Source organism: Bacillus infantis NRRL B-14911 (genome assembly GCF_000473245.1).
GTDB classification, from domain to species: domain Bacteria; phylum Bacillota; class Bacilli; order Bacillales; family Cytobacillaceae; genus Bacillus_AB; species Bacillus_AB infantis.
This window is the reverse complement of the sequence record NC_022524.1, coordinates 2100690-2114957: the sequence shown is the minus strand read 5'-3', so window position 1 is coordinate 2114957 and position 14268 is coordinate 2100690. Positions and strand designations below refer to the sequence as shown.

The window sequence follows — 14268 nt, the reverse complement described above, 5'->3', positions numbered from 1 at the left end:
ATGGAACTTCTAGTAACAGGTGCTGCAGGATTCATCGGACTTAATTTCGTCCATCTTGCCCTGAAAGATCCTTCCGTCAGCGTTACGGTCATCGACGCACTTACCTATGCCAGCCATCCGGAAGAAATGAAGAAACTTTACAGTCATCCCCGCTTCCGTTTCATTAAAGGCAATATTGCCAATGAACAGGAACTTGAAACGGCCTTTGACCGGCACTATGACAGCATCATCCACTTTGCTGCAGAATCGCATGTCGACAACAGCATCCAGAATGCCAGCCTGTTCATTGAGACCAACATCAGCGGCACCTATCAGCTTCTATTAAATATGCTTAAAGGCCGTGCGGCAAAAATGATTCATATATCTACGGATGAAGTGTACGGGACCCTTGAAGCAGGCAAGTCCGCTTTTACAGAGGATTCCCCCCTTATGCCGAACAATCCTTATTCTGCAACCAAGGCAAGCTCCGACCTACTTGTCCGTTCATTCCGGGAAACCTACAAGCTTCCTGTCATCACCACTAGATGCAGCAATAATTACGGACCCTACCAGCATAGCGAAAAATTCATACCGACCATTGTGCGCAAAGCGCTCAATAATGAAAAAATCCCGGTATACGGGGATGGTCTGCAAATCAGGGATTGGCTTTATGTAGAAGATCACTGCAGAGCCATTCGGCTGATTCTTGAAAAAGGCAGACTGGGCGAAGTCTACAATATCGGCGGAGGCAATGAAAAGACAAATATCGAGGTTGTGAAGCATATCCTGGACCTCCTCGGGAAGCCTGACAGCCTGATAGAATATGTGGAGGACCGGAAAGGCCATGACCGCAGATATGCCATTGATTCTTCCAAGCTCCAGTCTGAACTGGGATGGAAGCAGGAAGCTCCGCTTGAACAGGCACTTGAAAGAACCGTTGATTGGTATAAGAGCCGGCTGAAAGGATATGCAGGATGAAAATTGCGATTACAGGAGCTGGCGGCCAGCTGGGAAGGGAGCTGACTACCTCACTTGCCCGGCTTGGATGCAGCGTATTACCCTTTTCACGGGACGAGTGGGATATTACAGATGCATATTCCACAGCTGAGCGGATGAAGGAAGTGGCGCCGGAAGTGCTGATCAATGCGGCAGCATTTACGGCTGTCGACCTCTGTGAAACCCAAAGAGAGGAAGCATTCCTTATCAATGCTATTGCTCCTTTTTATTTGGCGCGGGAAGCGAAAAGGCTGCAGGCCAGGTTCATTCATATCAGCACAGACTATGTTTTCTCCGGTGATCAATCCGTCCCGTGGGAAGAACAGGATCCTCCTTTCCCCCTTAATGCTTATGGAGAAAGCAAACGGGCCGGTGAAACACTGGCCATGGCTGCCAATCCGGATACCCTGATTATCAGGACTTCGTGGCTTTACGGACATGGCGGCAAGAATTTTGTCAACACTATCGCCCGGCTGCTGCAAACCGAAAGCAAACTGGAGGTCGTGAGTGACCAGATGGGCTCTCCTACCTACGCAAAAGATCTGGCCGAAGCCGTTTATTTTCTTTTAGAGCAGGCTCCCGGCATTTACCATGTTTCCAACGGGGGAAGCTGCAGCTGGTTTGAGTTTGCAAAGGAAATTGCAGTATTTTTAAAAAGCGGTGCAGAAATAGAACCCGTTTCGACAGAGGCTTATGGCCTTCCTGCCCGCAGGCCGCCATATTCGGTGCTTAACAATAAGAAATTGAATGGCTGCGGGTTTTTTATGAGGAACTGGAAGGATGCCTTGTACGACTATTTGGCAAAGGAGGCTGAAAGTGATGCAAATTGAGGGTGTCATAACGAAAAAACTAATCAAGCATTGTGATGACCGCGGATTTTTTGCAGAAGTGGTGCGCGATGATGAAAACCTTTTGTCCCATTTCGGGCAGCTTTCCTGGTCGACCTCCTATCCAGGAGTGATCAAGGCCTTCCATTATCATGAAGAGCAGGATGACCTTTGGTTCTTTCCATCAGGCAATGCGCAGGTTGTCCTGTATGATCTGAGGGAAAACTCGAGATCATTCGGTGAAACCAATGTGTATTATATGGGTGAAAATAATCCCATGATTCTCCTGATTCCCAAAGGAGTAGCACATGGCTACAGGGTGCTCGGCAAGAATCCGGCTACGGTCGTGTATTGTACGACAAAATCCTATAACCCTGCTGCACCAGATGAAAAAAGGATTCCGTGGGATGATCCCTCCATCGGATTTGACTGGGAGACCAGAAATAGATAGCAAAAAGAAAAGCTGGCCCTTTTACATAAAGGCCAGCTCTTTTTTATGGATGCTTTAACGCGATTGCTCTGTTGAACATGGAAAGAATGTTAGTAACCAAAGAATCATAGCTCCATTTTGCTTTTGCCCAATGAAGGGCACTCACACCCATCATAAGCCGTTTTTTATCATGCTGCAGGAGACTTCTGAGCTGCATAAACAGCACTTCGCTGTTTCCTGCAGGGAAGATCATGCCATTCACCTGGTGCTGGACCATCTCGGGCAAACCGGCAGCATCACTGACAATAACCGGCAGGCCGGCAAGCTGTGCTTCCATGACAGAATGGGGCTGTGTATCCTGTAGCCCAGGCAGGACGAAGATGTCTGCACTATTCAAGTAGGGCAGAACATTTTCGACTGTGCCGAAGAATCTGACAGAACCATCAATCCCAAACTTTCGGCATGCCTGTTCTAATTCTGCTCTTATACTTCCCTCGCCAAGAATCCAGCATTCCCAGTCCTGCCTCTCCCTAGAGAGTTTGCCAAGCGCTGGTATTAAAGAGTGCAGACCTTTTAAAGTGACAAGCCTGCCCGTAAATAGAATGACTTTCTTTCCCCTTTTGTTTAGTTTTCCGCTTCCTTGAATGGCCCGAATAAAGCTGTCAGTTTCCATCCCGTACGGAAACTGCATCACCTTCTCAGCAGGCACCTGTGAGCCATCAATGATTAACCTGTTCATCCATTCGGATTGTGAATGGATGAAGTCACTGGAGTTATAGCCCAGCCTTTCCAGATTATGAAAGAAATTATACACATCAGTCTGGAGAAGTTCCTGATCTGGCGCACCTGGCCGCAGGCTCTTCAGATAGTGAAAGATTTCGCCTGATAAATATCCATGGGCACTCATGACAAGCGGTACTCCTCTTGGCTTAATCCTGCTGATGACGCCTGCTGACATAGCGTCCTGCGCATAAATCACATCATAGCCATCCAGCCCGTAATGCAGTGCAGCCAGCTCCAAGAAGCCCCTGGATATTTCTGTCTGGAAAATATAACTCCCCGTATTCTGTTGTGGGTAAGCCCTTTTTACCTTTTCATATAAACCTGCTGACACCTGCTGTTCTGTCAGCTCCTCTGGCTGTCCGAGAATCCTGTAGTTCAGGGTGTCCTGATTCAGGCTTAGAATGGTAATGCTGTGCCCCATACTTTCCAGGCGTTCCTTAAGCTTTGAAACAAATGTCCAGATCCCACCCGGATACGGGAGGGGATAGAAGGAGGTAATCAAGATTTTCATGTGACAGCCCACCAGGCAGTATACTTTCTCATTCTAAACATCCTTTCTCTTTTCCGTCTATGCCCCGCCGGCCGGAAGCTAAGGCGGCGCATACCCTTCGATTCTCTGGCGTATATATAAAACAGTCTATTGTTAATTTATGTTAGGGGGCACTTACAATGACACAGCCTAAAGTGAGCATTATCATTCCTTTTTATAATGATGAATATATAGCCCAGTCCATTTCGAGTGCTGTTAATCAAACTTATCCAAACAAAGAAGTTATCGTTGTCAATGACGGTTCAGACAGGCATATTGAAAAAATAGCTCCTTTCCGTGACAGGATCATCTACCTGGAAAAGGAAAATGGCGGAACAGCGAGTGCGGTCAATTTGGGCATCCGGCATTCGACCGGGGAATATTTTTCATGGCTCAGTTCAGATGATCTTTTTGATTTGCGTAAAACAGAACTGCAGATGGCATATATGAAAAAGATAAATGCCAGTGCCTCTTATACAAACTTCCATATTATCAATAATCAATCAGTCATTATACAGCAATCTGCCGGAAAGACCATCTTTGATCAAAAGGCCTTTTATTCTTTTTTAAGAACATCCTGCCATATTAACGGCTGCACTGTGATCATGAAGTCCAGTCTGTTTAAAAAAACTGGGTTATTTAATGAAAATCTATTGTACACCCAGGATTATGACATGTGGCTCCGCGTGCTTCATCATACAGATTTTCAATTCCTGAATGCTCCGCTGGTCCATCACAGGCATCACGAAAACATGGGCACCATAAAGCATCTTAATGAGTTATGGGCAGAATTTGCAGAAGTCAGTAAGAAATATGACACTTTTCTTTTAAGCAAACTGCATTAAGACATCCCCTTCTGTTCCTTGGAGCTCAACCTGCCTTCATTGATTAGAATGTCACGTTGATAGTGTAATAGATCCTCAAAGGTTTGCTCTCTGCTTATTTCCGGATTCCATCCCAGCTTCTGCAGTTTTCCTGGATCCAGTGAATACCTTTCAGAATCCGGATCAGCGGATTTGCTGTCTACTTCAAAATCTGTTTTAGCACACGCTTTTAAATAGCCGGCCACATCCCCTAAAGTAAGGGAGGATCCGGATGAGACATCATATATTTCTCCCCGCTCCCCTTTGTCCAATATGAATCCATATGCCCGAACTGCATCCCGAACATCCAGGAAATCCCGGCTCGATTGCAGGCTGTTTACGTAAAGCACTTTTTCCTCAAGCCCTGACTCCATCCTGGCAATCCTGCTTGCAAATAAAGAGCAAACTCCATTTGAATTCCCAGGGCCGATCAGATTGCAGGGCTTAGCAATCATCACATCCATTTTGAAAAGAGACTCCCATGCCCGGGCCAGTGATGTCTGCATCGACTTTGTAAGGCTGTAGGGATGCGGATGATCTTCAGAGCAGCTCTGCAGCGCAGAACCTGTGACCAGCACCCTGGCTTCAGGCTTTAACCTGCGGAGTGCTTCCAGCAGATATAGTGTTGAAAGCACATTCGCTTCAAAGGAAGAAGAAGGATCCTCCCAGGATTTCCCTACATGGTTTTGGGCTGCCAAATGAAGGACATACCCGGGATCGGTTTTTTTGACAAGCTGATCCAGAGAATTTTTATCAAGCAGATTGCAGATTTCTATCTGATCTGCCTCGCTTTCCTGCAAATTTCCGCGATGCACAGAAGCTGCTGTAAAAAAACCCTTTTTCCTGAAATAAGAACAGGCATGCCTGCCTGTGAAACCTGAAGCTCCTGTAATAAGGATTCTCTTTGCGTCTTTCAATGTCTGTCCATCCAATCTTTCAGCTCAAGGATCATCTCGTCATAGCCAGGGACATGATAGTCAAAATCTGTTCTTGTGTTCACAATGGTCCTGTCCAGCACAAAACCGCTGTCCGGAACGATATCTACTCCGTCCTTATTAAATATCGCCTTGAACAATACAAGCAGATCATGCTTTGATATTTTCCTTTCGCCGCCCAGATGGCACAGGCCGCTAAGTTCAGTTTCAATCATGCCGCGCACTGCTTTGGCCAATTCCAGTGTTGTGACGCCGTTCCATAAGGCTTCCGTATACCCATTGATCCTGCCTTGCTGCTTCATGAACCATAAGAACAGGCCGATTCCGTCATCCTTCAGCTCAGGTCCGATAATGCTGGTCCTGACTGTCAGGTGCCTGCTGTCCACAATTTCCCCTAGCTGCTTGGACTGGGCATAAATCGATGTCCCATCAGGTGTATCTTCTTCCTTATAGCTGCCTATCCCGCCGGAAAACACGCAATCTGTACTGATATGGATGAGCCTTCCCCCATAGCGTTCTGCAAACCTTGCAATCTGGTGGGGCAAAAGGCCGTTCAGCTGAAAAGCGAGCTTGGGATTCTCAGCTGCCTGGCCATTCAACAGGCCGATGCAGTTGATGATGATATCAGGCCTATGCTGATCTATTACTTTTTCCAGCATGGGTGAATCCGCTGCATCCAGATAAATGCCTTCCCTATCAGCACGGTCCCTTGTGGTAAAAAAAACCTGGTAATCAGTGTTTTCCCTAAGATAGGCAACCATCATATGGCCTGCCATGCCCCTTCCCCCAAGGATCAGTATCTTCACTGAATAAAACCGCCCTTCTTCAGGATTTCTTTGATTTCTTTCCGGCCCATGAGTCCTTTGCTGGAATTATAGGTTTCCAGCTCAGCAGGCTTACAGTCTGAATAGGCTTCTTTCAGCCCCGGAATATGGATGGGCGGCAGAATAACAAAGTATTCCTCGTCAAAAATGACCGTTGTGCTTGCTTCATACTCAGAAAGAAGGAGCTCATGGATCTTTTCACCCGGCCGTGTCCCGAGCACTTCGATCTCGATATCCTGCTTCCCGGCTTCATCTGCCAGCACATAAGCCAGGTCCAGTATTTTACAGGCAGGCATCTTCATAACAAAGATTTCACCGCCCGCACTTTCTTTTGTCGCCTTGAAAACAAGCTTGATTGCGTCCTCGAGAGTCAGAAAGAACCTTGTCATCTCCAGATCTGTAATGCCGATTTTCCCTTTTGACCGAATCTGCTTTTTGAATACATGAATGACGCTTCCGTTCGTTCCAAGCACATTCCCGCCGCGTATGCATACGAACTTTGTGTTAGTGGGAAGCGTATTGGCATGGATGATAAGCCGTTCGCCCATCGCTTTTGAGAGCCCATAGAAATTAGAAGGATTGGAGGCTTTGTCCGTTGAGATATAGATAACGCTCTCGACATTATTATGAATGGCCGCGTCAATGACATTTTGAGTGCCGTGTACATTCGTTTTTAAGGCTTCAAGTGGCTGATCCTCACAAACAGGGACATGCTTAAGCGCCGCCAGATGGAACACAAAATCCACCCCGCAGCAGGCCTCAGTCAGTTCATCCTTTTCTTTGATGTCGCCAATAATAAAATGAAGGCGGGGATTATTGTCAAACTCCTGCTTCATGGTGAATTGATTGGATTCATTCCTTGAAAAAATCCTGATTTCCTGCGGGCTTTCTTCAAGAAGCTGCCGGACAAGCTCATATCCCCATGAACCAGTGCCCCCGGTCACCAAAATGGTTTTATCCTTAAACATTTTTCATTCCTCCCAATAGAACTTTAATGACTTTATCAGATACAAAAGGCTGTTCATATCCGACCGGAAAACTCCAATTCCTGTCAGAAGCAGCCATGACCTCCACACACCTCAGGATGTCTTCAGCTTTCAGGCCTGAAACCATATTACTTCCGCATTCAATCGTTTCCGGCCGCTCCGTTGTTTTTCTAATGGTTACTGCAGGCACATGGAAAAGGCAGCATTCTTCCTGGACAGTGCCGCTGTCGGTAAGTGCACCAAAAGCATTTTTCTCCAGCTTCACGAAATCAAAGAAACCAAATGGATCATGAAATTCTACCAGGGGATGCATATCAAGTGATTCTAATTGCGACAGCTTCGACCTGGTCCGCGGATGGATGCTGCATATCATGCGGAGCTGGAATTTCTGCGCCGTAAGATTCAGTCCTTTCATGATTTCCTTAAGCCGATCTGCCCGGTCAACATTTTCAGCTCTGTGGATAGTCGCCAGGAAATAGCTTTTTGGTTCCAGTTTTAATTCCTCTAGTATCGGACTTTGATTAATTTCGCTTTTATAATGCTGAAGCACTTCATATATTGGATTTCCTGACACGATGATTCTGCTGGAAGGAATTCCTTCCCTCAGCAGGTTTTCTCTGCTTTGAGGCGTATAGGGGAGATTATAAGTAGAGATTGCATCAATCACTTTGCGGTTTTTTTCTTCAGGCACTTCAAGATCAAAGCAGCGGTTGCCTGCTTCCATATGAATGACAGGGACTCCCATCCTCTCAGCTATAATGGCTCCAAGGCCGCTGTTTGTATCCCCAAGCACAAGGACACGGTCAGGGCGCTCGGCAAGGATGAGTTTCTCAAGTCCCGAGAATATCGCTGACAGCTGTTCCCCGAGAGAATGCTGCTTATCCAGAAGAATAACATCAGGCGTTCTCACCTTCATTTCCCGAAAAAACACATCACTCAGATTGCCTGTAAAATTCTGTCCGGTATGCACAAGGATATGCCTGCTGCATAACTGATCCAGCTTGTTGATGATAAGGCTCAGCCGGATGATCTCCGGTCTTGTACCCAAGATGGTCATTACTTTCATGGTTTTATTCCACTCCCTGTCCTGCATTCCCGAAAAACACAGTTATATAGTTATTAAAATATGCTTGTATAGTTTGTTGGTTCTAGGCATCTCTATCAATTTGATTCAGGGGGCATACGCCCTCCATGACTAAGGCAATGAACATGACTGCAGAAGAAGATGCTCCTGCTAGGTTCCTGCCATGTACAATCCTGATATACTCTCATAAAATATTAAAACTCATGATTTCAAGGAGAATTGCCGATGCCCTTTTCCGCTGCTGTTCTTTGTGTATTGCTGGCCATCATGTTCTTTGTCCTTGTCAAAGAATGGCTGCCTGCTGAAATGACCGTTTTTTCAACCCTCGCCCTCTTGATTGTCAGCGGCATCCTGCCCGCCGGTGAGGCTTTATCCGGCTTTTCCAACACAAGCGTCCATACCGTAGCCCTCTTATTTATAGCAGGAGCTGCCGTCTCAAAAAGCGGGCTGATACAGGATGCTGCCGGCAGATTTCTCAGCAGGAGCAGGACTGTACCCGGAGCATTGTTTCGTATCATGGTGCCGGTAAGCACTGCCTCGGCTTTCATTAATAACACTCCATTGGTGACTCTTTTTCTTCCTTTTCTGCAAAAGTGGGCAATTGAGAACAGGATCCAGCCTTCAAAGGTGCTGATCCCACTTTCATATGCTTCCATTCTCGGAGGGACCATTACACTGATAGGCACTTCTACAAACTTATTGGTTAACGGGCTCATGATTGAGAGAGGCGGGGAAGGATTCCATTTGTTTTCTTTTTCCGTCATCGGGGTTCCTATAGCTGCAGCTGGCATTCTCTATATGATTGTCTTCGGACACCGCCTTCTTCCCGACAGGTCGCATAACATCCAATTGTTTGAAGAAGAAGAGCATCTTCATATTCATTATTATGAAGTGCTTAAAGACTCCCCTCTGGCCGGAAAAACGGTGACAGAAGCTTTACTGCGGAATCTAAACCATTTATTCCTGATTGAGATCATCCGAGGTGACAAAGTTAAAACTCCAGCCGCCAATGATGAAGTGGTTCAGGCTGGGGATCTTCTGGTGTTTTCAGGAGATCCCCAAAAAGCGCTCCCTTCCGTTCATCTTCTAGGGCTTAAGCCCTGGCCGGCCGGACCCTCTTCCCACTCTGAACGGAAAGGGAGCGGATTATTTGAAGTGGGAATTCCCCCTGGTTCCTTTCTCGTCAATAAAAGAATCAAGGATATCCATTTCCGTTCAAGGTACCAGGCTGTCATTGTGGGTGTGAAAAGAAAGGGAGAACTCATCTCCAGCGGCTTTGGCAGCCTGACAGCTGCCCCGGGAGATACCTTCATCCTCCTGGCAAGGCAGGGTTTTGGCGAAATATGGGCGGGCAGCGACGATTTTTATTTTATCTCCTCCTCAGCTGCAGCTAAAAACAGCCGGAGGCAGAAGCTCTCAGTATCGCTGATCCTTGCAGGCTTTATCATATGCTCGCTTATTCAGGCTGCACCCATTTATCATCTGGCTCTCCTTGCAGCCGCGCTTATCATTGCAACAGGTACACTGTCTTTTTCAGAGGCACTGAAAGCAGTGAATTGGCGGATCATTATCTTGATGGGAAGCTCCATCGGCCTCGGAAAAGCAATTGAATCAACCGGCCTTGCATCACAGGCCGCTTCATTTCTCCTTAAATGGCAGGATGAGCTGAGCTTGCTTGGCATTATTTGCATCTATTATTTGCTTACAATGCTCATGACCGAAATCCTGAATAATTTGGCTACAGCGTCCCTGATGTTCCCGATCGGCTACACGATGGCAGAAAGCCTGCAGATAGATCCGGCTATGTTTGCCATGCTTACTGCCGTTGCCGCTTCATGCAGTTTTTTAACCCCTATCGGCTATCAGACCAATCTTCTTGTATACGGTCCCGGCGGATACAGATTTACGGATTATATGAGAGTCGGACTGCCTTTAAGCTTCATTTCAATGGCAGCCGCCATTACCATGCTTTATATTAGATGGCTTTAGAAAGGAGTGTTCCTTTGAAAGAGAAACATATTACCTGGCACTGCTCAGCCATAACCAAAAGTCTCCGGCAAAAGCAAAATGAGCATAAAAGTGCTGTCCTTTGGTTTACCGGGCTGTCAGGATCAGGAAAATCAACGATTGCAAACGCGGTCCAGGCAATGCTTTTCAAACGGGGAATCCAGGCCTATTTGCTGGATGGAGATAATCTGCGCCACGGCATCAATGGAAATTTATCGTTCAGCCAGGAAGACCGGAAGGAGAATATCAGGAGGACTGCCGAAATGGCAAAACTCTTCTCAGATGCAGGCTTTGTCGTGCTTGCATCGCTCATCTCTCCCTATAAAGCAGACAGAAAGATGGCCAGGGAACTGATGGATGAAGGGGAATTCATTGAGATTTATATTGACTGCCCTGTAGAAGAATGCGAAAAGAGGGATCCTAAAGGACTGTACAAAAAAGTCAGAAATGGCGAAATCAAAGGATTTACCGGCATCGACGATCCCTATGAAAAGCCCGAGAAGCCTGAGATCATTTTGCATACAGGAAAGCATTCTTTGGAAGAATGCGTTCAATCCGTAATGAAGTATTTAGATGATGTTTATGAACTGAAGACTTTTAAAGAGGAGTGAAAAGAATGCCCTGCAGCATACCTCACGGTGGAACACTGATCAACAAAGTCGATTTGAAGAGAAGCTGGGAGGAAATTGAAAAGGAAGCAGAATTGGATGAGGCAGCTTTATCCGACCTTGTTTTGATCGCTACTGGAGCGTATAGCCCGCTGAATGGCTTTATGACTAAAGTAGACTATTGCTCTGTTCTTGAAAAGATGAGATTGGCCGACGGTACAGTCTGGAGCCTTCCCATCACTTTAACGATTCATGAAGCAATGGCTTCCTCTCTTTCCCCAGGAGATTTTCTACGGCTTACATTTAAGGGAAGCACCTATGGTCTTATAGAGCTCAGTGAAATCTACCGGCCTGATAAACGAGAGGAAGCAATAAAAGTATTCCAGACTGATGACCGGCATCATCCGGGGGTTCAGAAGCTTTTTGAGCGAGGTGATGTCTATTTGGCCGGCCAGGTTACCCTTGTAAAATTCCCACCTGCTGATCCGGAATGGGCAGAGTACCTATTCACCCCTGCAGAATTGAGAGAAAAGATACACAGTAAAGGCTGGAACTCAACAGCCGGCTTCCAGACCCGGAACCCTGTTCACCGGGCGCACGAACACATCCAGAAAACAGCCATGGAAATGACTGATGGACTGCTGCTGCACCCCCTTGTCGGAGAAACGAAAAAAGATGATATCCCAGCAGATGTGAGGATGAAAAGCTACAAAGTCCTTCTTGACAACTATTATCCTTCAGACAGGGCTATACTCGCCGTATTTCCGGCGAGCATGAGATATGCGGGGCCGCGGGAGGCCATTTTTCATGCAATAGTCCGTAAAAACTATGGCTGCACACATTTTATTGTAGGAAGGGATCATGCCGGTGTCGGCAATTATTATGGGACTTATGATGCTCAAAATATCTTCCTGCAGTTTACCGAAGAAGAGCTGGGAATCATCATCATGCCGTTTGAACACAGCTTTTACTGCAAAACCTGCGATCAGATGGCTTCAGCCAAAACCTGTCCGCACGGCCCAGAGCATCATCTCCACCTTTCAGGGACAAAGGTGAGGGAAATGCTGAGGAAAGGTCAGCCCCTTCCTTCCAAGTTCAGCCGTCCGGAGGTTTTTGCCATACTCTCGGAGGGTATGAGGAAATGAAGCTGGCGTATATGCCTTCAGCTGCTGAAGAAGCCCCCTTCCTTTTATTTTTCAGGGGGCTTTGCTAAAATACTTTAGATACGGGCCTTTCTTTATTACATAATCCATCAGCGTTCGAAAACAATATACATATGCTCGACTGATGAAGAAGGCCTGTTATCTGCGAAAGAAGGGAGAATAAATTTTGAAGCAAAAACTCGCGGTATTCTACATATCCGTACTATTATTACTTGTACTTGTACTTGTTGGCATTTTTGCACCAAATCAGCTTGAAAGTGTAACTGCCGGACTCCAGGACTTCATCAGCAACGCTTTCGGATGGTATTATCTTATTCTGGTTACACTGCTGGTCATTGTCTGCCTCTACTTCCTGATCAGCCCGATCGGCAGGCTGAAGCTTGGAAAACCTGAGGACAAGCCTGAGTTTTCAAGGGTTACCTGGCTTGCCATGCTGTTCAGCGCAGGGATGGGTATCGGATTGGTCTTCTGGGGAGCGGCCGAACCTCTTTCCCATTATGCTGTCAGCTCGCCAACCGGAGAGACCGGCACTGCGGAAGCATTGAAAGATTCTATGAGGTTTACCTACTTCCATTGGGGAATCCACGCCTGGGCTATTTATGGGATTGTCGCACTTGTACTTGCCTATTTTAACTTCAGGCATGGCGAACCCGGACTGATCAGCGCAACCCTGAAGCCTATCTTCGGCGATGCCGTTAAAGGCCCGCTGGGCAAGGTCATCGATGTTATCGCTGTCCTTGCTACCGTGATTGGTGTAGCCACCACCCTTGGCTTTGGAGCTGTCCAGATAAACGGAGGCCTGTCCTTCCTTTTTGACATCCCTTCCAATTTTGTTGTGCAGCTGATCATCATATCCATCGTGACAGTGCTTTTCATGATTTCCGCCTGGTCGGGACTTGGAAAAGGCATCAAAATTCTCAGCAATGCCAACATGGGACTGGCCCTGGTCTTATTCGTTCTCATGTTTTTCATTGGCCCTACCCTGTTCATCCTGAACCTGTTCACCAATACAATCGGGACTTATCTGCAGTCTCTCCTTCAGATGAGCTTCCGGATTGCTCCATTGGATCCTGACTCACGTGAGTGGATTAATGGATGGACAATCTTTTATTGGGCCTGGTGGATTGCCTGGTCGCCTTTCGTCGGCATATTCATTGCCCGCGTCTCCAAGGGACGCAGTATTAGGGAGTTTGTATTTGGCGTCCTTCTCGTGCCGACTGTCATCGGGTTTCTGTGGTTTTCCACATTCGGCGGCTCGGCCATGTATCTTGAGCATGTGAAGAATATTTCAATTTCCGGACTGGCAACCGAGGAAACCCTTTTCGCTGTATTCTCAAACTTTCCGCTTGGAATGGTCCTTTCCATCATTGCCATCATTCTTGTCAGTACATTTTTCATTACGTCAGCTGACTCCGGCACCTATGTCCTTGGCATGATGACAACAAACGGGTCCCATACGCCCGGCAACAGAATTAAACTTACGTGGGGCATCCTGCTTGCCGTCATTTCTCTTGTACTCCTGTACAGCGGCGGGCTGCAGGCACTTCAGAATACCATGATTGTCGCCGCTCTCCCGTTCTCAATCATCATGGCCCTCATGACCATATCCCTTATCAAAGCATTGTATAAGGAATCCAAAGAACTGGGGATCGGTCAGATAAAAAGACGGAAGCAGTAGAAAGGCGGAAGGCGCTTGCCCAGAATTAAGGAACGCAGGCTAAAGGCGCCACGTCCTGTGGCAGCGCCTGCATGACCCGCGTCCTGCGGGCCCAGCATAAGACGCGCAAGAATAAAAGGCGTTCTTTGCCTTTAATTCTTGCGTGGCTTATGACTCGAGGCTCTAGCCGCTGGAGCTGGACAATGAAAAGCGGAGGGCGCTTGCTCAGCCCCGACAAGCTTAAGACAAGCAGATTGGAAGGTTGTTCTTTAATTTGCTTGGCTTAAGACTCGAGGGGCTAGCGCCCGGAGCTGGACAATGAAAAGCGGAAGCGGCTTGCTCAGAATTAAGGAACGCAGGCAAAAGGCGCTACGTTCTGTGGCAGCGCCTGCATGAGGGGGTTTAGTGACTGGCTGAAAAATAAGTGGAAAATTTCCCCCTATTTTCAAAAAGACGCAAATAATAGCTAAAATAGACGGAGAAATTACGGCTATCGACTCAAAAAACAGGAAAAAAGGCAACTTTGCTCCGATTAACCGGAAATTTTCCGCTTATTTACGTCTGCCTGGGTCATATTCAGTAGCTTAACGGGAAATT

13 protein-coding genes are annotated in these 14268 nt (G+C 47.0%); 8 read left to right on the top strand and 5 right to left on the bottom strand.

Annotation, left to right across the window (positions count from 1 at the left end; translation table 11 throughout):
- Genes rfbB through N288_RS10595 form a run of 3 tightly spaced genes read left to right on the top strand, consistent with a single transcriptional unit; the run spans position 1 to position 2253 of the window.
- Entirely contained in the window at positions 1 to 957 is a 957-nt protein-coding gene (rfbB, locus tag N288_RS10605; protein ID WP_009790845.1) for a dTDP-glucose 4,6-dehydratase, read from the top strand.
- On the top strand, positions 954 to 1805 hold the full coding sequence (gene rfbD / locus N288_RS10600) for a dTDP-4-dehydrorhamnose reductase (protein WP_009790844.1): 852 nt from the start codon (positions 954 to 956) through the stop codon (positions 1803 to 1805). Before rfbB ends, rfbD begins: the two co-directional genes overlap by 4 nt.
- Positions 1795 to 2253: a dTDP-4-dehydrorhamnose 3,5-epimerase family protein gene (locus N288_RS10595; protein ID WP_009790843.1), complete on the top strand. Its 459-nt coding sequence runs from the start codon at positions 1795 to 1797 to the stop codon at positions 2251 to 2253. Before rfbD ends, N288_RS10595 begins: the two co-directional genes overlap by 11 nt.
- Before the next feature lie 43 nt (positions 2254 to 2296).
- Here N288_RS10595 and N288_RS10590 read toward each other — a convergent pair whose 3' ends face one another.
- Positions 2297 to 3526 carry a glycosyltransferase family 4 protein gene (locus N288_RS10590; protein WP_009790842.1) on the bottom strand — a complete coding sequence of 410 codons (1230 nt, stop codon included), beginning with the start codon at positions 3524 to 3526 and terminating at the stop codon, positions 2297 to 2299.
- A gap of 158 nt (positions 3527 to 3684) precedes the next feature.
- Between N288_RS10590 and N288_RS10585 the strand changes: the two genes are divergently transcribed.
- Entirely contained in the window at positions 3685 to 4389 is a 705-nt protein-coding gene (locus tag N288_RS10585; RefSeq protein WP_009790841.1) for a glycosyltransferase, read from the top strand.
- Here the strand turns inward: N288_RS10585 and N288_RS10580 are convergent.
- From N288_RS10580 to wecB, 4 genes are read right to left on the bottom strand one after another with little or no spacing between them, the layout of a single operon-like run.
- A complete protein-coding gene (locus N288_RS10580; RefSeq protein ID WP_009790840.1) occupies positions 4386 to 5324 on the bottom strand; it encodes an NAD-dependent epimerase/dehydratase family protein in 939 nt (312 codons plus the stop codon). The genes N288_RS10585 and N288_RS10580 overlap by 4 nt on opposite strands.
- Positions 5321 to 6148 (bottom strand): dTDP-4-dehydrorhamnose reductase family protein, encoded by an 828-nt coding sequence (locus tag N288_RS10575; RefSeq protein WP_009790839.1) that lies wholly within the window; start codon positions 6146 to 6148, stop codon positions 5321 to 5323. Before N288_RS10575 ends, N288_RS10580 begins: the two co-directional genes overlap by 4 nt.
- Positions 6145 to 7134: a polysaccharide biosynthesis protein gene (locus N288_RS10570; RefSeq protein ID WP_009790838.1), complete on the bottom strand. Its 990-nt coding sequence runs from the start codon at positions 7132 to 7134 to the stop codon at positions 6145 to 6147. The genes N288_RS10575 and N288_RS10570 overlap by 4 nt, the downstream gene beginning before the upstream one ends.
- Positions 7127 to 8218 (bottom strand): non-hydrolyzing UDP-N-acetylglucosamine 2-epimerase, encoded by a 1092-nt coding sequence (gene wecB, locus N288_RS10565; protein WP_022543807.1) that lies wholly within the window; start codon positions 8216 to 8218, stop codon positions 7127 to 7129. Before wecB ends, N288_RS10570 begins: the two co-directional genes overlap by 8 nt.
- A gap of 243 nt (positions 8219 to 8461) precedes the next feature.
- Between wecB and N288_RS10560 the strand changes: the two genes are divergently transcribed.
- From N288_RS10560 to N288_RS10545, 4 genes are all read left to right on the top strand, one after another.
- Positions 8462 to 10225, top strand: a complete 1764-nt coding sequence (locus N288_RS10560) for an SLC13 family permease (protein WP_022543806.1) — start codon at positions 8462 to 8464, stop codon at positions 10223 to 10225.
- On the top strand, positions 10216 to 10854 hold the full coding sequence (cysC, locus tag N288_RS10555) for an adenylyl-sulfate kinase (RefSeq protein WP_009790834.1): 639 nt from the start codon (positions 10216 to 10218) through the stop codon (positions 10852 to 10854). Before N288_RS10560 ends, cysC begins: the two co-directional genes overlap by 10 nt.
- 5 nt (positions 10855 to 10859) lie before the next feature.
- Positions 10860 to 11996, top strand: coding sequence for a sulfate adenylyltransferase (sat, locus tag N288_RS10550; protein WP_009790833.1), 1137 nt, complete (start codon positions 10860 to 10862; stop codon positions 11994 to 11996).
- Positions 11997 to 12180: 184 nt separating this feature from the next.
- Positions 12181 to 13692, top strand: a complete 1512-nt coding sequence (locus N288_RS10545) for a glycine betaine uptake BCCT transporter (RefSeq protein ID WP_009790831.1) — start codon at positions 12181 to 12183, stop codon at positions 13690 to 13692.
- Positions 13693 to 14268: the final 576 nt, after the last annotated feature.

Bases quoted from the DNA above. Each gene is read 5' to 3' on its own strand.
- rfbB (WP_009790845.1), top strand. From the start codon at position 1: ATGGAACTTCTAGTAACAGGTGCTGCAGGATTCATCGGACTTAATTTC.
- rfbD (WP_009790844.1), top strand. From the start codon at position 954: ATGAAAATTGCGATTACAGGAGCTGGCGGCCAGCTGGGAAGGGAGCTG.
- N288_RS10595 (WP_009790843.1), top strand. From the start codon at position 1,795: ATGCAAATTGAGGGTGTCATAACGAAAAAACTAATCAAGCATTGTGAT.
- N288_RS10590 (WP_009790842.1), bottom strand. From the start codon at position 3,526: ATGAAAATCTTGATTACCTCCTTCTATCCCCTCCCGTATCCGGGTGGG.
- N288_RS10585 (WP_009790841.1), top strand. From the start codon at position 3,685: ATGACACAGCCTAAAGTGAGCATTATCATTCCTTTTTATAATGATGAA.
- N288_RS10570 (WP_009790838.1), bottom strand. From the start codon at position 7,134: ATGTTTAAGGATAAAACCATTTTGGTGACCGGGGGCACTGGTTCATGG.
- wecB (WP_022543807.1), bottom strand. From the start codon at position 8,218: ATGAAAGTAATGACCATCTTGGGTACAAGACCGGAGATCATCCGGCTG.
- N288_RS10560 (WP_022543806.1), top strand. From the start codon at position 8,462: ATGCCCTTTTCCGCTGCTGTTCTTTGTGTATTGCTGGCCATCATGTTC.
- cysC (WP_009790834.1), top strand. From the start codon at position 10,216: ATGGCTTTAGAAAGGAGTGTTCCTTTGAAAGAGAAACATATTACCTGG.
- sat (WP_009790833.1), top strand. From the start codon at position 10,860: ATGCCCTGCAGCATACCTCACGGTGGAACACTGATCAACAAAGTCGAT.